The following is a 20,205-nucleotide window of genomic DNA, read 5'->3' on the forward strand; positions in this document are numbered from 1 at the left end:
CTATTATTACAGAAACAATAATTTAATATTTAAAACATATAATGCTTTTGTAGTTTCCGCAGAAAAAACGCATTATTTTTAATTTTAATTTAATAACTATTCTTTCCACAGCTACTCCTGATACTACAAAAAATGTTTTTCCGATTTGATCAATTTTAATTAAATTTGATTGAAAATAAAAAAATATGTCAGCAGCAATTTCTCCAAAAATTTTTGATTTCTTAAAAAAACTGACCAAAAATAACAACCGGGAATGGTTTACGGAAAATAAAAATCTTTATACGGAAGCTCAGGAAAACATCATATCATTCCTGGAAGAGCTTATTAAAGAAATGTCGGAATTCGATGCTGAGCTTGGAAAAATTGATGCTAAAAAATCCTTATTCAGAATTTACCGTGACACCCGGTTTTCAAAAGACAAAACCCCTTACAAAACCAATTTCGGAGCTTCGCTGGGCATGGGAAAAGGAAGCCAGAAAGGCGGATATTACCTTCACCTGGAACCCGGGAAATCTTTTATTGCCGGGGGGAATTTATATGCCGGAATCTTCTGTCCTGAAAACATTGAGAAAAGAAATTTCAGTGTATGGACAGGATTTTATTAAACTTTTAAATGATAAAGAGTTTAAAAAATATTTTCCGGAACTGGATCAGGATGACAAACTTAAAAAAGTACCACAGGGATTCGAAAAGGAAGATCCTATGGCAGAATACCTGAAACTAAAGAGTTTTATTGTTGTTTACGATCTTAAAGATGATGAAATTACAGATAAAAACGCGGCTGAAAACCTTTCAAAAATTTTCAAAGTAATGAAACCTCTGAATGATTTCCTTAACGCATCTTTTTATTAGCTTAAATTTTTAACACTGATAATCAATCGCTTACAAACACATCGTTTTAACACTTATTTAACATTTTTATGTATCTTTGTTGTTGTCAAAAGCGAAAGAATGTCTCTATACCAAAGAATTGCTGAAAATCTACAATATATCAGTCCTGGTTTTTATAAGAAAAGATTTTTTAAAAGTTTAAATAATCTCAACAAAGACAATTTCTCCGTGAGAAATGTTGAACCGGAATTGGTTTGGATCAAAGAATTCTTACCCAAAAATGCTGTAATTCTTGATATCGGCGCCAATGTAGGTACATTTTTGTATCAGCTGGAAAAAAAGCTTAATCATGAAAATATTTATGCTTTTGAACCCAACAAAAAATTGTACAGAAGACTGAAAAGAATTTTCCCGACAATGAGGGTTTTTCCGTTAGCTCTTTCTGATGAAAATACGACGGCAGAATTTAAAGTCCCTGTTATCAATGGGAAAACAATTGCGTCCAGAGGAACCCTGAATACATCTTACAAGGAAAAAGGCGAAGAAAAAAGCTATACCGAAAAGGTAAAAGTAATACGACTTGATGACTGGGCTGCTATTGAAAACTTCAGCAAAATGGATTTCATCAAAATAGATGTTGAAGGCAATGAAATGAAAACACTTTACGGAGCCCGGGAAGTTATCCAAAAGTTCCTGCCAGTTTTGATGGTGGAAATGGAACAAAGACATCATGAAACCTCAATTTGGCAGGAAATATCTGAAGTAGAATCCTGGGGCTACGATGCAAAATATCTGAACAGAACCACTTTTAATCTAGAAAAACTAACGGAAGAAATACTGTTAAAAAACATAAGCGACGAAAAAAATAAAAAAAGAATACATCAACAATATCATTTTCATCCCTAAAAGCCAATAAGAATGAGTGTAGTAGCAAGACAAGGCTTTAAATATTCTATCATTGGCTATGTAGGTTTTCTGCTCGGTACCGTTTCCGCAATTTTTATTTTTCCGAACGATTTTGTGTTTTATGGCACACTCCGATATAGCATGCAGACGGCAGAGATGCTGGTTCCGTTTGTTGTATTTGGAATTTCTTACGCCAATGTAAAATTTTTCCACAGTGTACAGAAAGACGGAAAAAACCAGAATATGCTTTCCCTGTCCTTGCTTACCATTTTAATCAATTTTCTCATTTTTTGTGGCATATTTTTTATATTACCCCACTTTTATCCTAAATTTCTGAATACAAAAGCATGGAATTTAAAAGAAATTGTCCTTCCGCTCATTTTGGTCTTATCGCTCTGCGCTATATTCAATAAATATGTATCAAACTTTAAAAGAATTGTAGTTTCCAATATTTTTGATAATCTTTTTCCTAAGATAGCCAATCTTGGCGCTTTTTGCCTTTTTTTTATTTTGCATTTTCACAACGAGTTGCACTGGCATTTTTCTTCGGGATCTTTGCACTGATGCTCTTCGGGTACATCTATTACACGAATAAGCTGGAAAAAATCAATCTTGATTTCAGTACTGATTACTTTAAGAAGGACGGATTCTGGAAGGAATTTACCAATTACAGTTTCTTCGGCTTTTTAGGTACTTTCGGGAATTACCTGGCCATTAATAGCTTTATGATCGGCGAATACATGGGAATGGAAGAAAATGGGATCTACTCTACCTTGTATGCGTTGATTTCTTTAATCTCAATCCCACAGCTGGGCTTATTTAATATTTCAGCACCGATTATCAGCAAAAACCTGGCAGATGGTGACATGGAAGGATTGGATAAGTTTCATAAAAAAACATCGCTGACATTGTATTTTTTGGGAGCCGTTCTGTTTTCATGTATTATGATCGGATTTCCTTATCTCACGTATTTCATGCCAAAAAACGGGGTATTGCTCAGGGAATACGAACCGGTAGTCTGGATCTGGGGATCAGCAGTATTAATTGATCTTGCTACAGGATTCAACGGTAATATTATTTCACTTTCAAAGTATTATAAATTCAATATTCTGGTAATGCTTCTGCTTGCCGGATTAACCATAAGTTTGAATTTTTACTTTCTGAAAAACACAGATTTAAAGCTGATCGGTATTGCATTGTCTACAGCGATTTCACTAACGACCTACAACGTTGTGAAAATTGTTTTCAATTATATTGTATTTAAAGTCTCTCCACTCACGATTGAGATGATCTTTGTTTCGATTATCTGTACGCTGGCGATTACCGTGGCGATTGTTTTACCGAATTTCAGTAATAATTTCATCAATCTGGTTTACAAACCTGCGGTTGTTCTGATTTTAATTTTCATAGGGAATTATTTTACAAAGGTTTTTCCGATTGAAGATTATGTAAACAAAAATTTCATTAAAAGTATTTTTAAATTTAAATAGAAATCAGATCACCGAGAACTTTCTGTAGCTTTTGTTGAATTGTTATTTTATTGTAATCCTTCTGAAAATCAAAATGAAAACTTTTAAGTTCTTGAAATTGTTTGATAATATCAGACTGCTCAGGGAAAATAAATCCTAAATGAGAATGATAATTTTTTGGGAAAACAGCCGGCTTTCCGAATTTTATGGCATCACCTAAATTTCCGGTCATTTTTGTTTTTCCGTATATTTCCTTCTGACTGAAAAAAACTGTTTCCTGCTGAATCGGGCACCATAAGACATCAGCTTTCAGCATCCATTTATCAAAATCTGCCTGCGAAACTCTTTCGGAAAAATACGTAATATTTATATATTTTAAAGACCTTTCGAGATCAATAATTTGCTTCAATTCATCATTCTTTGCTTTTCCTAAAAAAACAAACTCTATCAGTTTTTTCTGAAGATCTGAATTATATAATTCCTCCAGTTTTTTTATGACTGAAAATACTTTTTTTATAGTCTCTCCGTTGCTGAGAAACCCCTCCCGGAATAACGATTGTCAGAAGTTTACGGTCCTGTTTTTCTGCATATTTCGTGTAAAAAAGAGGTAAAAACCTGAAACGTTCAGAACTCAGTTCATCATCCAGAACCAGAAGATTTTTCGCTTTCTGATAAACTTTTGATGAATAAAATAAACCTTCTTTCCACCATAGTTTCAGCCGGTACATCAAATCTGCTTTGAAAATACTTTTGAATAAACTTAAGGCAGAAATATTGACGAAATTTATATTATGAACAATAACTGAAGTATTATATTTTTCAGCAATTATCCTGAATGTATTAAAATAACGATGAACAGTCCCGACAATAATAAGATCATATCTTTTTGATTTTAGCTGATCCAAAATCATTGAGCTGTCAGAAATAAAAATTGACTCTCCGTTTTCAACAACCTGATTTTTAATCTTTTCCGAAAAATAATAATCCACTGAAAATGAGTCTGCACCGTTCATGATTTCCATGAAAGATTGTGCAATTTCTGCGTGCGTATCAATTTCTATGTAGGCTATTTTCTTCAAGTTTTATATTTTAGCTAAAGCCAACTTGTTTTGGTTTTATTCAAACAGTTAAGTTCATTTTTATATTTTAAGCCATTTTTTCTTCAGCATTTGCCAGCGTTGCCTGTTGATGACCTTTTGTTCTTCTTCGGATATTTTTAATTCCAATTTTCCGGCGCGACACTTTTCATATGCTCTGATTATTGTAAAGAAAAAAGACACAGATCTGATTTTTACAGCTTCTTTAAATGAAGCAATGTAAGCCAAAAATCTGTTTAACCCTAAAAAATAAAAATATTTCCCGTAATATTCGGCTGGTTTTATGGTATAATCCGCTCCTTTCACTTTGATTAGCTTTACATGAAGCTCGGAAAGAACAACCTCTTTCCAACCGAGATTTTGAAGAAGAACCGAGTCGATATTATCCCAGCCTAACGTTTCTCTGATTCCGTTCATTTGCAGATAACTTTCTTTACGATATGCTTTTAAAGGTCCACGAACATGGTGTTTATTAGAATTTCCTTCATACACCCAGTTTCCATTTTTTTCAACGTACAAAAGGCCACCTACCAAACCAAAATTCGGATTACTCCGGAATGATTCTTCTATTTTTTCAAGATAATTTTCAGGAAAAATAACATCCGAATCAAATTTACATATAATGTCAAATTCATTTAAATCCTGAGTTTTTAAGCCGTTTTTAAATGCATTTACAACTTTTGATCCGGGCTGATGTGCAGATTTTTGAAGATCAACCGTTTCAAAGCGCGGATCAAGATCGGTATATTTTCGGATTACTTCGGCTGTATTGTCCGTAGAACCATCGTTCACGATTACTGCTTTGAATTCCTTAAAGCTTTGTTGCTGTAAAGAATCCAGAGTAAAGGGAAGATTATTTTCTTCGTTATGTGCAGGAATTATGATTAAAAACCTCACTTTAAAATTATCACTTATTTTATTTGTTATGTGGTTTCAGCATATTTCTGGGATCAAGGATTTCGTCCAGCTTTTCCTGTGATAAAATACCTTTTTCCAATACCAGATTATACACACTTTTTCCTGTTTCCAGGGCTTCTTTTGCAATTTCTGTCGAATGTTTATATCCAATATACGGATTGAGCGCTGTTACAATTCCTATGCTGTGTTTTACCATGTTTAAACAAACTTCACGGTTTGCGGTAATTCCCATTACACATTTTTCACGAAGCGTATCCAACGCATTGCAAAGAAAGTGAATATTTTCCATGATGGCGTGGGAAAGTACCGGCTCCATGACATTAAGCTGTAACTGTCCTGCTTCGGCGGCAAAAGTCACCGTAAGATCGTTCCCGAAAACTTTAAAGCAAACCTGATTAACCACTTCCGGAATAACAGGATTCACTTTACCCGGCATGATGGAAGATCCCGGCTGCATCGGCGGAAGGTTGATTTCAGAAAGTCCGGCTCTTGGTCCCGAAGAAAGCAGTCTCAGATCATTACAAATTTTCGACAGCTTTACGGCAAGACGCTTCATTGCAGAAGAGTAAATCACGTAAGAACCAGTATCAGGGGTTGCTTCCACAAGATCGGGCGCAGAAACTACCGGAAATCCAGTAATCTGAGCCAGATTCTTCGCGCAAAGTGTAGCATATCCAACGGGAGCATTCAGTCCGGTTCCGATGGCCGTTGCCCCCATATTTACTTCTACAAAAAGGCTTGCGTTGTTATTTAATTTAGAAATATCTTCTTCCAGTGTTGCGGCAAATGCTTCAAACTCCTGTCCCAAAGTCATCGGAACGGCATCCTGAAGCTGTGTACGTCCCATTTTGATCACATCGTGAAATTCTCTTCCTTTTTCTCTGAAAGCTTCAACGATTTTTTCCAATTTTTCTACCAGTGTAGCATTCATCTGCAGCAATCCCATTTTTATTGCGGTAGGATACGCATCGTTGGTAGATTGTGAAAGATTGATATGGTCATTGGGTGAACAAAATTCGTATTGTCCTTTATTTTTTTCTAATTTCTCTAAAACCCTGTTGGCAATCACTTCGTTAGCATTCATATTGATTGAAGTTCCTGCTCCTCCCTGTATCATATCTACAGGAAACTGCTCGTGAAGTTCGCCGTTGATAATTTCATCACAGACCTCAGCGATATTGAAATACAGATTCTCATCAAGAAGACCCAATTCATAATTTGTTTTGGCAGCCGCTTTTTTCACAAAAGCCAACCCCCTGATGAACTGCGGGTATGAAGATAAAAGCTGACCTGAAATTTTAAAATTATTAATCGCTCTTTGTGTCTGCACTCCATAATAAGCATTTACAGGCACATCCAGTTCGCCCAGTAAATCGCTCTCTTTTCTGAAATTTTCCATAATTTACGTTATAAATTAATGTAACAATTTAACCATGTACCAATTTAACAATTAAATTATACATTGTTACACTGCTAGATTTTTATATTGTTACATTCTACTTCACCGGATACTTGAGTAGCAATGCCTGTAATATCGAGAATGTCTCGGCATCCATGATTCCATTATAATTCTGCGGACGGAAATGATACTGAAAAGCTTCAATGGTTTTCTTGGTAGCATCATCCCATTTTCCGCTAAGATTCAGTCCGTAACCAAATTTCTGCAATTGGGTCTGAACGTTAAAAATAAATGCAGGATCGTTATATTTCGACTGAAAATCAGTAGATGTCGCAAGATCATAGAAGCCTTGCTTCTGAGCTTCATCATACCACATCCCGATCTGATATTCATCATATAATTTTTTCCATGGAAATAATGGTCCCGGATCCTGCTTTCTAGTAGGAGCAATATCAGAATGCGCCAGAATATTTGTTGCCGGAATCTGATATCTGCTTACAATATCTTTTACCAAAGCAGCCACCTTTTTTTATTTGGGCATCATCAAAAGGAGCAAATACTTTATTTCCTGTAGAATCTGTTGTATAACCTGTATTTACGATTTCTATCCCAATAGAAGTATCATTAAGATTCTTATCTGCTCTCCATGCACTCACTCCTGCATGATAAGCACGTTTGTTTTCGTCTACCAGCTGATAAATTTCGTTATCTCCAGTGTTATTTACCAAATAATGTGAGCTTACAGCCTGCTGGGTAAGAACGGTAATCGATTTATCATCCGGCAGTGCTGTATAATGCAGAATGAGATATCTCTGTCTGAAATTCTGGGCAATAGCCGGGAAATAGGTTTTAACCACTTTGTAGCCAGCCGGTTTTGCGGAAACAATGGATCCGTAACTTGCGGTATTATCATTCTTGGCAGGATCTGCAATATTAGTAGTAAAAAATTCTACCCCGTGTTCAGAAGTAACCTTTGGTTTCGGCTTTTCAGAAGGGGTTTTCACTGCCGTTTTTGGCTGTACTGAAGGGGTTTTGGGGATATACTGTCTGTTTTTTGCATTTCGCTGCGAAGTACAGGAAAAAACGACCATACTTAATCCGATGATATATAATGTTTTACGCATTTGTTACTTTTTTTCTCAGTTTATCAGCTCAAAAATACGCAAATTTTTCTTGAAAAATATTTGGTAAATAAAGAAATCTATTCTATATTTGCACTCGCAATAAAGCAGTAACGATCATTAATAAACGAAGATAACAGGAGGGTTGCCGGAGTGGTTAACGGAGCAGTTTGCTAAACTGTCGACGCGAAAGTGTCGCAAGGGTTCGAATCCCTTACCCTCCGCTTTTCTATATATCTTTTTTCGGGGCGTAGCGTAGTCCGGTCATCGCGCCTGGTTTGGGACCAGGAGGTCGCAGGTTCGAATCCTGCCGCCCCGACTTTATTCAAAAAAAAAACTTTAGGGTGCGTAGCTCAGCTGGATAGAGCATCTGCCTTCTAAGCAGACGGTCAAAGGTTCGAATCCTTTCGCGCTCACAAAAAACTCACAAGAAATTGTGAGTTTTTTTTATATCTGTCTGATAAAGCCAGCTTCTGATCATGCGTCTTCTAATCTTTTTTTAAACTCTAAAATTTTTTAAATTTTCAGTATTGATTTTAAAGTGATAAATAGCGCTTTTTTTTAGCAATATATTTACGAGTAATATTCTTATAATCAACATCGATAATATTTTTATCAATTTTATAGGCAAATTTACTGCTAATATTCCCACTGAATCCCGGAATATTTTTATACAAATATTTATAAACAACATCTCTTACATCCTCCCCTTCCAACTGATAATCAGGAAAATAATTTACAAGAATCTTTTGAGAAATTATATACAGCGTATCTACTTTTATACTTGTTTTATCTGTTCCGGCAAGCAAGTTTCTTCCCAGAAAGAAGGTATTATCTTTTTCAAAGAATATTTCAAGCTTTTTGCCTGTAACTTTATACATCTTCGACTGCCTCATTCTCTTCTGAAAAAAATCTTCCGGAGACATCTCTTTTTTATGGATGTACGAGATTGTTGCTTCCCCGTTACTTTCCTGTAATTGTGCATTTGCATTGAATGATAAAAAAACGGCTACAATAAATGAAATAAATAATTTGCCCCTAGTTTTCATGGTTGGTATCAGATTTTTTTAAAATTACATCAATGAATCATATCGTGCAATAATGAAATTAAATATACTTGACTCATTCAACATTTTTCAAATTAGTCAGAAATTCATCACACTACTCAGAATACTGAATCTGAGTGTACTAACGAGTAATAAAACTTTTTATTTCAGAATAATTTTATTTTTTATAAATTTTATTTTTATAATTAAGAAAAACCTCCTATATTTGCACCCACAAAAAACAAGGTAATTCTTGTTACAAGATGGCTTCAATCGGGGCGTAGCGTAGTCCGGTCATCGCGCCTGGTTTGGGACCAGGAGGTCGCAGGTTCGAATCCTGCCGCCCCGACTTTATTCAAAAAAAACTTTAGGGTGCGTAGCTCAGCTGGATAGAGCATCTGCCTTCTAAGCAGACGGTCAAAGGTTCGAATCCTTTCGCGCTCACACAACCGACATCAGAATTTTTAATGATTTGATGTCGGTTTTTTTTATCCTTTAACTTATTGTTAGCCAGATAGATATATCTTGCAATTATGTTCATTTCAGCAGTTCGAAACTCCGTTCCGTCAAATTCCACTTTTTTTGGATATATCGAACTGGCAATCATCCGTTTTATTTCCATATCGCCCTGTTTATAGCGTTTTGAGATACTTGAAATAGCATTCAGGGCATGATCAAGCCTATTTTGAATATCGTATGTTTTGCTCTCTGAAACCAAATGACCCAGTTCTTCTTCCAGCTTGTCAACTTCTAATTTCCCACTGCTTTTTATCTCCCTATAATCGTCTTCATCCAATTTTTCAGAAAGATAAAGGTCTCTTGCCTTTGACACTCTTTCGTTGATCAAATCTATCTGTTTGGATACTGATTTTCTCTTTTCATCAATACCTCCGGTAAATGATTTGTAGTTATCAAGCAAAAGTTTTTTTAAAATATCCTTCAAAGGCGGGTTAAACTCAAATTTTGTCAACTCTTTTTCAAAAAGGTCATTTACAATATCAGATTTATATCTAAAACTGCATTTCTTGGTACAATGGTAATAGTAGTATATCTTAGAATGACCTTTCGAACCGCTGCCTGTAAGATTGCCGCCGCAACGCGGACAGGTCAAAAGTCCCCTTAGCGGAAAATGCTCATTGCACAGAATCTTTCCTCCTGGTCTTTCTTTTTTCTTGTTACCATCCAATACGTCCTGAACCTTATAGAAAAGTGCTTCGCTGATCAAAGGTTCGTGCTTGCCCTGAATGTAGTGTGCCTCTTCCTGTTTGTGTTGCCCAATGTAGATTTTGCCACAGTAGATGGCATTCCTCATAGCAGTTATAAAAGTATTTCTGGAAAGGCTCTTGCCCTCTCTTTGATTCATCTTTACCCTGACATGATCTGCTGGAGTATGACCTTTCGCTATCTCATTAAATGCCCAGATTAGATTCGTCGCTTCAGGCTCTTTTATGGCTACATATTTTTTACCGTCTTCCATGCTACGGTTGATATAGCCATAGGGAGCGGTACCCATCATTCTTCCTTCCTTTTTTGCCTTTCTCATCCCGTAAAAGACATTTAAGGCCCTTCGGTCGTTTTCAACTTCAGGAGACGCTAGATAAATAGCCAGCATCAATTTATTTTCGGGAATGGCCATATCCAATGGCTGCTCTATGGCTTGTGGATTGATGCCGTTTTTCTGTAGCTGACTGATCATCTGGTAAGCATCGCCTGCATTGCGACTGAACCTGTCCCATTTGGTAAACAGCACTAAAGTACTTTTATGGCTTTTCTTTTTAACCTCAATGAGGTACTTGATCCACTCGGGACGATTAAAGCTTTTTGCTGAATGATCCTCATAAATCACATGTCCGACCATAATATTATTGTAAAGACAATACTTACGCAGTCTTTCATCCTGATCTCTTTGCGAGTATCCCTTTTCGGCTTGTTCATCGGTAGAAACCCTGATGTATAAATCGGCAGTTACCATAACATATATGTTTATTAAAATTAAAACTGATGGATAAAGAATAGAATACCGAGGAAAGTATTTAGTATGGATTATATTATTTCAGCGCTGAGACAGTCTGAAATGGGCTAGCTTGTTTTTGACCTCTTTATAGAGCTAATATACGAATAATCAATCAGGTGAGAAAAATTCTTTGATGGTTATTTGCGTAAGCATATATAGAAATTCCATGATTTCCTCGGCTTCTTCTTCCTGTACAATGATCCCTGCATTGCGCAGCATTTCCATAGCTTCTTTTATAGTCATCTTTTTTACTGAAGGAAGCTGACGTGTATAACTGTATCGAATATATCCTTTTGGGGGCTTAGCAGTCGGTTTTTCCTTTTTCATAGCCAAAGTATTTGGTGGGATTGGCTAAGGTATTTCAGCAAGTAAGCCTTACCTATCAAACGGTTTCCAAAGGCGCTTTTTGGCGTTCATTGCCCATCTTGTAGTTATATGAATGGTATTTCTTCCCCGCATGTTATACGAAGACCCTGAATGCTTTTTGTTCCGTTTCAAGAGCAAAGGTAATACCGTGTTTTTCACGGGCAAGGTCACGTGCTTTGCATTTTCAAAAAAATCTCCACCCATTCGGGTTGTATTTTTTTGAAAAACCTTGCTCCTAAAAAAACACTAACCTTTTTATGCTCTTGAAAACGAAACAAAGCATACTCCGGCTCTTTAGACGAATAAAAAAAATGTCAGAAATACCGAATTTATTAGAAAACGAAAACAGCTCCTCCTCTCATTACCGAATAAAACAGATTCCTATTATGGCAAAGAAAAAGCACACGACAACAAGGAAGAGAGGTAATCTTAAATCATCAATGAAAAACGTCAATCTCAAAAATTATTCAAAATGAAAAAGCAAATCCAAATATACGATGCCCGCGTGTACGTGGGAACCTATAAAAAGTACAACGAAGGTTCATTACAGGGACAATGGATGGATCTTTCCGATTTTACGGACGTCAATGAATTTTACAATGCCTGTAAACAACTCCATGCAGATGAAAAAGACCCGGAATATATGTTTCAGGATTATGAAAATATTCCCGAAAATCTTATAGGCGAAAGCTGGATCAGTGATAACATCTTTGAGATTATCCAGGCCCTTAGTGAGCTGGGTGAACAGCAGGAAGCCTTTCTGATCTGGTGCAATAATGGTCACCATGAAATATCAGGGCATGATATCGATGAGCTGGTGTCTTCTTTTCAGAATGACTATATAGGAACCTACGAAAGTGATGAAGATTTCGCTCGCGAGCTTATTGAAGAAAGGGAAGATTTAAGCGAATTCGCAAAAAGATATTTTGACTATGAAGCGTACGCCCGTGACCTCTTTTGTGGCGATTATTGGAGCGATGGTGGTTATGTCTTTTACAACAGTTAGCTGCTGTTATAAAAAAATCGGGTCGCTTTCAAAGCGACCCGGTTCGTTTATTTAGCCTTTAAGATTTATCAACTTAATTATGTCCCACTAGGCGGAGGATGAACACCGAATTCTGAGGCAACAGAAAAATAAACAATTATAAAATTCCTGTATTTATCTTAGGTGTTTCCATTGCGTTTCTTTATCCCACTGTCCAGGATATGTTGTAAAAAGTGAAGGCTGAAACCAGATGTTGTTGATAAGATGTAACAGCCTATTAGCTTTTAGTAAACCTCCGGTATGTTCAGGTTCCGTTGCGATGGTAATTCCCTCAAGACGCTGGAAAATCCATTTCATTAAAGGATGCTCAGAACTGAGCATTTTTTTTATTGTCTTTTCTGACAGATAGGTGTAGTTGCTGCCTTTTCCATTGAATGGATTTTTCAAAGTGAAAAAATCAAGATCTATATCGAAATATACATGATTTTCATCGCTTGATAAAAGACAGCTTTCTAGATCCGCGTAGTCCTTGAATTTTTTTATGGTATGGGTATTGCCATACCGGTCAATAATATATTCATTTTCCCAATCACTCTCAAATGATCCCTGACGGCAGTGAACATATACATCTCCGATGATATTTAGATAGGCAGCGGATAGTATATGGGTATCGTTTAAGCTTCTTAAATTTGACCATGCGTATACTGCCACATCATGATTACTATCTAAGTTTAATACTTCTAAATCTGACTTTTCAATATCCTCGGGAAAAACCAAATCCTGATGCCAGTCTAATGTCACCAGGCATGGTGGATAATTAATCCGGTTTTCTTTGATTAGTCTCTGTGTCCATTTATTCCAAAAGAAAAATGCATACCTGTGATCGTGGAATATCGATATATCAATACCTTTACTGCCTTTATTGCTGGGATGGGAAAGTAATTGGCTTAACGAGCCTGGAGGAGTGATATATTCATCATTTCTCTGAAAGCGTTTCATTTTTAATGTTTGTTTTAACAGATTCTTAGTTAGCCCTTAATAATTGAAGGTAAGTTCAACTGTGCAGCTACCAGTATTGTAGAAGTGAAATAACGGCAAAAAGCCTTTCACTTTGGCTTTAAATCCAGTGATAAGGTTTATCCTTGCGGTTTAGGTAGCAGTGCATTTCTTCCTTTTTGATTTCAGGAAAGAATTTCAATACCTTGTCAATGGCATAATTAGGGAGAAAGTGAATTTCGTCACGGATAGTCCTGATCACTTTTTCATGACCGTAGAAACGGATGATTTCGTCAATTTCTTCCTGCCCCCCACGCTCTACGATTCGGGCAATAATTGATCTGTAGGCCTTTTCAAAATCCATAGCCGCTATATCGTAATCCCCAAAAAATACAAGCTCGATATTGGGCATTTTTTTATTTTTAGGAATGCTTTTCATAGTATGGAATTTACGATTTTTTTCTGAATTGTGCAAGGATGTTTATCTGCGAAAGCCCTTACCTTTATTTTTAGGAGGCAACGGTTTTTTCTCTTGTGTAGTTTGAGAAAACTTTTGACTTGGGTTAAAAACTGCTTTTTTTAGCCGGTCCTTCATTCTTACCCAATTAGACTCCTTACCCTTCATTAAAAGAACTTTTTCCTCTATATCAATTTTTCCGTGGTCTAACAGAGCGTAGGCAGCAAGCCTCATATTTCCATCATATTTTTTTTCATAAGCTTCCAAATAAACCTTAAAAGGATGATGCTCTAAAAGGAAATACATATCGATGTAATCCTTTATTCTTGTTCCACTTTGAAAAATGGCGTGAAGTTTCATGGCTCCAATGTCTTCGTTAGAAACCATACGGACTCCATCCTGAATCTCTACTGGATTCACCAGAGGGTATTTATGGGCAAGAATATCCACTTTTACTTTGTCTATAAACATAAGTGCTGTATTTTTAAATAGATCTCTGACCTTTCCTGAATATTGAGTTTCTAAATAAGTAAGCATAGCATTCTCATCAAAATCTGCATTTGTAAACAAATCAATGTCTACGCTTTTACGATGTCCAATTCTTAAACTAAGAGCTGTGCCGCCAACAAGATTAAAATCTTTCAACTTCTCATCTTTCATAAGTTTTTGAAGAAGCTCCCACATCTCCTTACTGACCGTTTCTTTATATAACATGATCTGGAGTTTGCAGGAAAATTAATCCGACAAGTGAGGCTCATCTCCAAACTGGCACTCAGTGACGCCGTTTGGCGTTAAATGTCTTTTGTCCGGGCAATAATTTTATAGGATTGGTTGATTCTTCTTTCTATTAAAATTCCACCATATAAAATTTTATTATTGCCGTCTTTACCTCTTAACAAGGAATCTGCATGTAAATATTCTTTCATTCATGTATCCATGCTTTCCCTTTTACCCTTGTTCTTATACAGGTTCATGTTGTCGTTTCTGCAATGTCGGATTTACTACTAAGCATTTGGTAAGCCCTGCAAAAACAAAAACACCTTCCTGCCTTTGCGCTTTTACAGTTTTATGTTTTTAAAACTTTATACTTTTATTCCCGACCGACTTGATACAAAAACATTTTCTTTCTCTGCACAAGTACATTTTTTATTTCCTGCATTAAAATCATAAAGCATATAAAGCGTTTGATTTACCCTTTAAGTGGTGCGTGGCACTCTGCGACGTTTAAAGGATGCAATTGACATCGTACTCCATAGTAATGCTTTTAATAAACTGCCCGAACTTTATCAAATATTTTGAAATGGATTTATCATGCGAATACTTCTAAACAAACCAGAAAATGAGAATGCCAACAGGCAGATTTCCCTTCTTACTTTAATCTGTCCCGCAGGGCAGATTCTCCTTTCACCCGAAAGGAGCAAGTTGTGTTTTGAGCTGCTGGAAATAAATTCCGCTGCTCAAAACAACTTGCCCTTGCAGGGGGCCGGAAAAATTCTCCGAAGTCGAATTTTATTATAAAACTAAATGGATCGGTATGGATGGAAATAATTATAGAAGAACAAGCAAAAGCGGAAGAAAACCTAAAAAAAGATCCCGCTACGCTTAGATATTCGATTAGTCTGAACGCGGAAGAAAATAGCAGGTCCATCTCTCTTTTTGAAGGCTCAGGGATGAAAGTGATCGCGCATTTTATTACTGCCTGCATTTTTCAAAGGACAGTTAAAACCGTAAAAATTGATAAGGCTTCCATTGATTATCATATCTGGTTGACCACTTTTTATGGCCAGTTTCGTGCCATCGGCGTCAATTATATCCAGACGGTAAAGCTGTTATACCAGAATTTTTCCAAAAAAAGCAGCAGCATAGCTCTTTAAACTGGAAAAACAGACTGCTGAAATGGCCAGATTATGCCAGGAAATGATTCGGTTGACACAGGAATTTGAGGAAAAATATCTAAATAAATAAAGACACAATGATTGCAAAGATTGGCAGGGGAGAGAATTTATTCGGCACACTGGCTTACAATCAATTCAAAATTGACCGGGAAGATGGCCGGATTCTGTATACAAACAGGATGATCGAAACGCCTGACGGGAAATACACCGTACCGTAATTGGCCCGTTCTTTTGAATCTTACCTGCTTGCAAATATCAAAACAGAAAAGCCTGTTCTGCATATTTCTTTAAATCCAAACCCCCCGGGATCAGGTCAGCGACGAAAAATTCCGCACGCTTGCACAAGATTATATGCAGGAAATGGGCTACGGAAACCAGCCCTTTGTAGTTTTCAAACATACGGATATTGACCGTACCCATATCCATATCGTGTCAGTTTGTGTGAACGAAGAAGGCCGGAAGATTTCTGACACCTTCGATAAAAGGCGTTCTGTTAAGATCACCAGGGAATTAGAACATAAACACGGTTTATTGCCAACCTTAGAAAAAGACCAGTTGCAAAGCCCAACCTTCCGTGGAGTGGATTATCAGAAAGGAAACCTGAAAAGCCAGACGGTTTCCGTCGTCCGGCATCTCCCGGAGTATTACAAATTTCAAAGCATGGGAGAATATAACGCCCTGTTATCCCTTTTTAATATCACCACTGAATTAGTCAAAGGTGAACTTAATGGGTTACAAAAAGAGGGTTTGATTTACTCGGTGCTTGATAAACATGGAGAGAAACCGGTAACCCTCTAAAGGCTTCCTTATTTGGAAAAGGTGCAGGACTGCCGGCTCTGGAACTGCATTTTGCGAAATGCAAGATGGCTTTAAAAGACAATCAGGTAAAGCCAAGTGTTAAAGCTGCCATTACCATTGCCCTGCAATCAGCTGATGATGAGCAGGCCTTTAAAAAACAATTAGCCGAACAGGGCATTAATACAGTCGTGCGAAAGAATGATACTGGACGTATCTATGGCATCACTTTTATTGATCACAATTCAAAAACGGTATGGAATGGTTCGCGTTTAGGGAAAGAATTTTCCGCTAATGTATTTAATGACTGGTGGAACCATCAAAAAGGACAGATTGTAAAACTGAAAAACAATCCGAACCAACTATAAAATCAAAAAGTACATACCTCAAAGAGACTGGTGAGCCGCAGCATCATCTGTTTGATTTTCTTCTTAAAGATGCAAATACTTATGATGAACCAGGCTTTCTGGAAGTTTAGGAAGTCTATTGCCACAAGCGCAGGGTGAAGATTTTGAGGAACTGATATTTGCTAATCAGATGAAGAAGAAGAAACGGAGACGCTGAAGAAATTAGCAATGGTGATAATTTATTCATTAAATACGCGAAACCCGCCATATTGCCAAACCGATCTTGTGCGATTGTGCTTTCCAATTTTTATTTTTCAAAATTTGTCATAAAACCTGTTCTCATACTCATCTTTCTAAAAACATCATAATATTCATTTTTACAAATGAATAAGGTAATAGAAGTATGATTTCTACTTTCAATTTCCTTACTATATTTTTTTTATTTTCGTTTAAGACGAGATTTTTTATAATCAAATTTTCCGTCTGATACAAGAACGATTTTTTGTCGTCAAAATCCCACTTTTTTTAAATCATAAGATGACATTCCTGATGCGACATTCGACACAGTTGGATTACCATATAATTTGGTTAATTCTTTTATGAATTTTTCTATATTTTCGATTCTTACACTGTCAGTTGTTCCTGAAATCAAAAGCAAATTGTTTTTTAAATCTGTTATTGCATTTACTTCGTCAAATTTTAAATTTCTAAAAATGCCAACACTATAATCTTCACTCCAATTCCTTCTGCCGATACCTGTTTGGCGATAAGTAATAGCATATGGTTCGATATTCTTGAAATCGTTTCCACTAACATCAATGGTATCTGCATCGGCTTGAAAGAAATAGATTTGTTTTTGGTCGCTCTTCCGCATTTTATGATAATCTGCCAATTCTGCTTTCAGAGATTTTGAGTAATATTTTTTTGTGTTGAATGTAGCAAAATTTAGTTTTTCAAAGTCAAGATTTCCATCTTCTAAAGTTGACTGGCAAGATGCCAACAAAGGTAAAATTGTGAATAGTATTAAGATTTTTTTTCATTTGTTTTCTATTAGTTCATCTTTGGCGAATGGTGTTTTTAGCATATCGCACAACGGTTTGGGGCTTTACGATGGTCGGGGGAATCGAAGAAAATTTTAAGTTATGTACAAAACTTGAACTGAAGCACAACTGTTGAACCTTGCAGTTTCGCCACACTATTGCAAAACCCTTGTTACAAGGGCCAAAACCATAAGGCTTACGGCTACAGGGGAAAAGATTCTGCAGCGAGCAATTATTAGTGTAGAAACTGCCGATCTGGAATTTTTTTCCAATTTAGACATAAACCTGAAACCCTTTAACTCATATATGCAGGTCCTTATCGCTCAGAACAATAAAGAGGTATAAAATGGCCCCTCTCGCCGGTGCTCAATTTAACCCGAATATTTTTTAATTCTCAAACACAGAAAGAAAGGAATTATATTAAGAAGATGAAATATATGTTAATTATGGCTGCAGCGATTATTGCTCCGGCTTTATTTTTTAGCTTGATCATAAAACAGATCTCCTACCTGGACAGTCTTTGATTCTTGTAACCGGAACCATGAAGACTTTCAAATAGTCCAATTGAGGTGTGCGGTCCAGTCGGATAATGCCTTTATCCTCGAAGAATATCCAACCGTATTTAAGCGTTGTTATAAAGGTCGGGCCAGAATCAAAGTCAAGGATAGAAGTGATGATCTGATTGGCAAAAGAGCAGTGTACGAAGAAATTAGTAAGAAAAAGTCAAGTAAAGAAGATAACACCCAATCTTTCAAATTGAAATAATTGATAGAGGAAAATATTAAGACCCAGGATAAGATACGTCGTGTATAGATTGACCTTTTATCTCCATAACTTCTCCCGTTTCATTAAAAGAAATATCAAGAGCTCCTGATAAAAATGCGGCTAATCTTGCACTACATTTTTGATTAGGTGATGTAATTTTAAAAGGTTGATGCCCATTTTGTGCAGTTGTACTTCCATCATTCATTTTCATGATTTGATAGATGCCTTTTATTAAACTTTTACAATTCTTCTGATTGATATTAATTTGAAAATTCTTAGCATCAACTAAGTATAAAACATCAGGTTTTGTTTTGTCTTTATCCAAAGAAAGTTCTGTTTCGGAATTTCTTAGATCAAAATACCACTTGGAACCTTTTAGAGTACCATTCAACAAACGATCTTCAGGAATTTTATATATTTCAATTTGTTTGGATAAAGGAGGTAAAGGAGGTTCTTTCTCCGCTTTCTTTTTATGTTGTGCAAAAATGGTTTGCGATAATAACAAAAAGACTAACAATATATTTTTCATTTTCTAAAGTTTAGTAGTTAGTAAAAATACATAATATTTTCGATGGGAACGCAGCCTGATTAAAATCAAGTTCCCGCAATTGCCCACCTTAGTGATGAATCCAAAGGCAAAGATTTTCAGTAGAAACAAATATGGAGGACTTGCTTAGCTGATCACTGTCTAAAGTTCTCAGGAAATGGTGCTTTTCAAGCTTTAAGTGTTATTTCTTCTTTTTGTTTTTGGCATTTCAAATTCAAAACTGGTTTCACCCTTGTCATTCAGCACAATAAAGGCATTAAAGGCTTTGCCGGCTTTACTCTTCATCCCTTTAATCAGGGGGGCTTTTGCTTTTATTTATCAAACTCTCAATTGCACCAAATGGAAATTTTGGAAATGGTTTCGTACACGTATTCGATCAACCTTCTACTTTTACGATCTTAAAAGAACTGGATACCATTACAGATTTTGTAAACTATATTAAAGCAAAAGAGAATTTTTTATCAAATAAGATCATTTCAGTACCAAGAGAAATAGATTTTCTTGCACTCTATCTAACCACAGAATTGAAATTTGATTTTGTACCTGACAGCGTTATTCTGGATGATGGTATGTGGGAAGAATATCTTGAAAGCGAAGAATATAAATACTGGCAAAGAGAAATTCCACAAAGCTTTATGTGGGATGAAATTGTGGCTCACCTGCATAAAATTCATATTATTGATAAAGGAAATTCTGAAATGATGTCTGATTTGGAGACAGCAACGAGAATAATCACGTTAGAACCAAGAATTAATAGGATTGAGTTAGGAATGGCTTTTATTGATGCTATCGAAAAGAAATTAAAAGGCAGAATGATAAAACCTTTTAAAGACAGTGACCACTCGTATGTATTTATGCCTTTGAGCTCTAAAAATTGGAAAAACAAAGAAAAGGAATTACAATTAAGGTGCTTGGTTGCAAGAATGGAAAATATAAATGCAGCAAAAGTTATTGGCATTGCTATCGGCGAAAGTCCAGAGAAAGAACATATATTCGATATAGCGTATTTTGATATACCGGAACTAGATGATGAAATGTTGAAAAAAATTGCAGAAGTAAAGGAAGAGTTAGGATATTTTAAAAATCCCGTGATAAGTCGTAGTAAGGAAATGAGGAACTAAGCCAATATCTCTTTAAACATAATATCAACTTTACCCAATAGTATTTGTGTGTAAAACCCAGTTGTATTATTTGTTATATTGTCATATTTT

Annotated in this window: 18 protein-coding genes, 5 tRNA genes and 4 pseudogenes; 14 read left to right on the plus strand and 13 right to left on the minus strand. The window is 36.0% G+C overall.

Annotation, left to right across the window (positions count from 1 at the left end):
• The first annotated feature begins 185 nt into the window (after positions 1-185).
• From AAHI02_RS08050 to AAHI02_RS08065, 4 genes and pseudogenes are all read left to right on the plus strand, one after another.
• On the plus strand, positions 186-605 hold the full coding sequence (locus AAHI02_RS08050; RefSeq protein WP_346986192.1) for a DUF2461 domain-containing protein: 420 nt from the start codon (positions 186-188) through the stop codon (positions 603-605).
• On the plus strand, positions 520-852 hold the full coding sequence (locus AAHI02_RS08055) for a DUF2461 family protein (RefSeq protein ID WP_346986193.1): 333 nt from the start codon (positions 520-522) through the stop codon (positions 850-852). Before AAHI02_RS08050 ends, AAHI02_RS08055 begins: the two co-directional genes overlap by 86 nt.
• A gap of 99 nt (positions 853-951) precedes the next feature.
• Positions 952-1,737, plus strand: coding sequence for an FkbM family methyltransferase (locus AAHI02_RS08060; RefSeq protein ID WP_346986194.1), 786 nt, complete (start codon positions 952-954; stop codon positions 1,735-1,737).
• 12 nt (positions 1,738-1,749) lie between these two features.
• Positions 1,750-3,227, plus strand: a pseudogene (locus AAHI02_RS08065) (polysaccharide biosynthesis protein).
• On the opposite strand, the gene AAHI02_RS08070 reads toward AAHI02_RS08065, so the two are convergent.
• The 5 genes and pseudogenes from AAHI02_RS08070 to AAHI02_RS08090 all read right to left on the minus strand — a co-directional run bounded on the left by AAHI02_RS08070 (position 3,220) and on the right by AAHI02_RS08090 (position 7,744).
• Positions 3,220-3,615 (minus strand): hypothetical protein, encoded by a 396-nt coding sequence (locus tag AAHI02_RS08070; RefSeq protein WP_346986195.1) that lies wholly within the window; start codon positions 3,613-3,615, stop codon positions 3,220-3,222. The pseudogene AAHI02_RS08065 and the gene AAHI02_RS08070 sit on opposite strands and share 8 nt — an antisense overlap.
• Positions 3,616-3,676: 61 nt before the next feature.
• Positions 3,677-4,285 carry a hypothetical protein gene (locus AAHI02_RS08075; protein ID WP_346986196.1) on the minus strand — a complete coding sequence of 203 codons (609 nt, stop codon included), beginning with the start codon at positions 4,283-4,285 and terminating at the stop codon, positions 3,677-3,679.
• A 60-nt stretch (positions 4,286-4,345) separates the two neighbouring features.
• Entirely contained in the window at positions 4,346-5,200 is an 855-nt protein-coding gene (locus AAHI02_RS08080; RefSeq protein WP_346986197.1) for a glycosyltransferase family 2 protein, read from the minus strand.
• A 19-nt stretch (positions 5,201-5,219) separates the two neighbouring features.
• Positions 5,220-6,620, minus strand: coding sequence for an aspartate ammonia-lyase (aspA, locus tag AAHI02_RS08085; RefSeq protein ID WP_346986198.1), 1,401 nt, complete (start codon positions 6,618-6,620; stop codon positions 5,220-5,222).
• A gap of 97 nt (positions 6,621-6,717) precedes the next feature.
• Positions 6,718-7,744: pseudogene (locus AAHI02_RS08090) on the minus strand (N-acetylmuramoyl-L-alanine amidase).
• A 136-nt stretch (positions 7,745-7,880) separates the two neighbouring features.
• On the opposite strand from AAHI02_RS08090, the gene AAHI02_RS08095 reads away from it, so the two are divergent.
• The 3 genes from AAHI02_RS08095 (at position 7,881) to AAHI02_RS08105 (ending at position 8,157) form a co-directional block, all read left to right on the plus strand.
• Positions 7,881-7,965 (plus strand) — tRNA-Ser (locus AAHI02_RS08095).
• A 20-nt stretch (positions 7,966-7,985) separates the two neighbouring features.
• Positions 7,986-8,060 (plus strand) — tRNA-Pro (locus AAHI02_RS08100).
• A gap of 23 nt (positions 8,061-8,083) precedes the next feature.
• Positions 8,084-8,157: transfer RNA gene (locus tag AAHI02_RS08105), tRNA-Arg, on the plus strand.
• A 120-nt stretch (positions 8,158-8,277) separates the two neighbouring features.
• Here the strand turns inward: AAHI02_RS08105 and AAHI02_RS08110 are convergent.
• Complete coding sequence (locus AAHI02_RS08110) at positions 8,278-8,790, minus strand: hypothetical protein (protein WP_346986199.1); 513 nt, start codon at positions 8,788-8,790, stop codon at positions 8,278-8,280.
• A gap of 271 nt (positions 8,791-9,061) precedes the next feature.
• Here AAHI02_RS08110 and AAHI02_RS08115 point away from each other — a divergent pair.
• A tRNA-Pro gene (locus AAHI02_RS08115) sits at positions 9,062-9,136 on the plus strand.
• A gap of 21 nt (positions 9,137-9,157) precedes the next feature.
• Positions 9,158-9,231, plus strand: a tRNA-Arg gene (locus AAHI02_RS08120).
• Positions 9,232-9,856: 625 nt separating this feature from the next.
• Here AAHI02_RS08120 and AAHI02_RS08125 read toward each other — a convergent pair.
• Both AAHI02_RS08125 and AAHI02_RS08130 read right to left on the minus strand, forming a co-directional pair.
• A pseudogene (locus tag AAHI02_RS08125) lies at positions 9,857-10,759 on the minus strand (recombinase family protein); the annotation flags it as partial.
• A gap of 150 nt (positions 10,760-10,909) precedes the next feature.
• A complete protein-coding gene (locus tag AAHI02_RS08130) occupies positions 10,910-11,128 on the minus strand; it encodes a hypothetical protein (protein ID WP_346986200.1) in 219 nt (72 codons plus the stop codon).
• Between the two features lie 511 nt (positions 11,129-11,639).
• Here AAHI02_RS08130 and AAHI02_RS08135 point away from each other — a divergent pair.
• Entirely contained in the window at positions 11,640-12,173 is a 534-nt protein-coding gene (locus tag AAHI02_RS08135; protein WP_346986201.1) for an antirestriction protein ArdA, read from the plus strand.
• Between the two features lie 153 nt (positions 12,174-12,326).
• On the opposite strand, the gene AAHI02_RS08140 is transcribed toward AAHI02_RS08135, so the two are convergent.
• The 3 genes from AAHI02_RS08140 to AAHI02_RS08150 form a co-directional block, all read right to left on the minus strand.
• Positions 12,327-13,151, minus strand: a complete 825-nt coding sequence (locus AAHI02_RS08140; RefSeq protein ID WP_346986202.1) for a hypothetical protein — start codon at positions 13,149-13,151, stop codon at positions 12,327-12,329.
• Positions 13,152-13,269: 118 nt separating this feature from the next.
• A complete protein-coding gene (locus tag AAHI02_RS08145; RefSeq protein WP_346986203.1) occupies positions 13,270-13,587 on the minus strand; it encodes a hypothetical protein in 318 nt (105 codons plus the stop codon).
• 42 nt (positions 13,588-13,629) lie between these two features.
• Positions 13,630-14,319 (minus strand): nucleotidyl transferase AbiEii/AbiGii toxin family protein, encoded by a 690-nt coding sequence (locus AAHI02_RS08150; RefSeq protein WP_346986204.1) that lies wholly within the window; start codon positions 14,317-14,319, stop codon positions 13,630-13,632.
• Positions 14,320-15,139: 820 nt separating this feature from the next.
• On the opposite strand from AAHI02_RS08150, the pseudogene mobA reads away from it, so the two are divergent.
• The 3 genes and pseudogenes from mobA (at position 15,140) to AAHI02_RS08165 (ending at position 16,663) form a co-directional block, all read left to right on the plus strand.
• Positions 15,140-15,570, plus strand: a pseudogene (gene mobA, locus AAHI02_RS08155) (conjugal transfer protein MobA).
• A 281-nt stretch (positions 15,571-15,851) separates the two neighbouring features.
• Positions 15,852-16,298 carry a relaxase/mobilization nuclease domain-containing protein gene (locus AAHI02_RS08160; RefSeq protein ID WP_346986205.1) on the plus strand — a complete coding sequence of 149 codons (447 nt, stop codon included), beginning with the start codon at positions 15,852-15,854 and terminating at the stop codon, positions 16,296-16,298.
• A 65-nt stretch (positions 16,299-16,363) separates the two neighbouring features.
• Entirely contained in the window at positions 16,364-16,663 is a 300-nt protein-coding gene (locus AAHI02_RS08165; protein ID WP_346986206.1) for a hypothetical protein, read from the plus strand.
• A gap of 487 nt (positions 16,664-17,150) precedes the next feature.
• Here AAHI02_RS08165 and AAHI02_RS08170 read toward each other — a convergent pair whose 3' ends face one another.
• Together AAHI02_RS08170 and AAHI02_RS08175 are read right to left on the minus strand one after the other, a co-directional pair.
• Entirely contained in the window at positions 17,151-17,534 is a 384-nt protein-coding gene (locus AAHI02_RS08170; protein ID WP_346986207.1) for a hypothetical protein, read from the minus strand.
• A 929-nt stretch (positions 17,535-18,463) separates the two neighbouring features.
• Positions 18,464-18,976, minus strand: a complete 513-nt coding sequence (locus tag AAHI02_RS08175; RefSeq protein WP_346986208.1) for a hypothetical protein — start codon at positions 18,974-18,976, stop codon at positions 18,464-18,466.
• 323 nt (positions 18,977-19,299) lie between these two features.
• On the opposite strand from AAHI02_RS08175, the gene AAHI02_RS08180 reads away from it, so the two are divergent.
• Entirely contained in the window at positions 19,300-20,115 is an 816-nt protein-coding gene (locus AAHI02_RS08180; protein WP_346986209.1) for a hypothetical protein, read from the plus strand.
• Positions 20,116-20,205 lie beyond the last annotated feature (90 nt).

The sequence above is a fragment of the Chryseobacterium sp. POE27 genome (assembly GCF_039727685.1).
In the GTDB taxonomy this organism is placed as follows: Bacteria; Bacteroidota; Bacteroidia; order Flavobacteriales; family Weeksellaceae; genus Chryseobacterium.

Excerpts from the sequence above, each read along its gene's own strand:
- aspA (WP_346986198.1), bottom strand. The coding sequence starts at position 6,620 with ATGGAAAATTTCAGAAAAGAGAGCGATTTACTGGGCGAACTGGATGTG.
- AAHI02_RS08150 (WP_346986204.1), bottom strand. The coding sequence starts at position 14,319 with ATGTTATATAAAGAAACGGTCAGTAAGGAGATGTGGGAGCTTCTTCAA.
- AAHI02_RS08130 (WP_346986200.1), bottom strand. The coding sequence starts at position 11,128 with ATGAAAAAGGAAAAACCGACTGCTAAGCCCCCAAAAGGATATATTCGA.
- AAHI02_RS08175 (WP_346986208.1), bottom strand. The coding sequence starts at position 18,976 with ATGAAAAATATATTGTTAGTCTTTTTGTTATTATCGCAAACCATTTTT.
- AAHI02_RS08110 (WP_346986199.1), bottom strand. The coding sequence starts at position 8,790 with ATGAAAACTAGGGGCAAATTATTTATTTCATTTATTGTAGCCGTTTTT.
- AAHI02_RS08165 (WP_346986206.1), top strand. The coding sequence starts at position 16,364 with ATGGCTTTAAAAGACAATCAGGTAAAGCCAAGTGTTAAAGCTGCCATT.
- AAHI02_RS08060 (WP_346986194.1), top strand. The coding sequence starts at position 952 with ATGTCTCTATACCAAAGAATTGCTGAAAATCTACAATATATCAGTCCT.
- AAHI02_RS08135 (WP_346986201.1), top strand. The coding sequence starts at position 11,640 with ATGAAAAAGCAAATCCAAATATACGATGCCCGCGTGTACGTGGGAACC.
- AAHI02_RS08140 (WP_346986202.1), bottom strand. The coding sequence starts at position 13,151 with ATGAAACGCTTTCAGAGAAATGATGAATATATCACTCCTCCAGGCTCG.
- AAHI02_RS08050 (WP_346986192.1), top strand. The coding sequence starts at position 186 with ATGTCAGCAGCAATTTCTCCAAAAATTTTTGATTTCTTAAAAAAACTG.
- AAHI02_RS08160 (WP_346986205.1), top strand. The coding sequence starts at position 15,852 with ATGCAGGAAATGGGCTACGGAAACCAGCCCTTTGTAGTTTTCAAACAT.
- AAHI02_RS08145 (WP_346986203.1), bottom strand. The coding sequence starts at position 13,587 with ATGAAAAGCATTCCTAAAAATAAAAAAATGCCCAATATCGAGCTTGTA.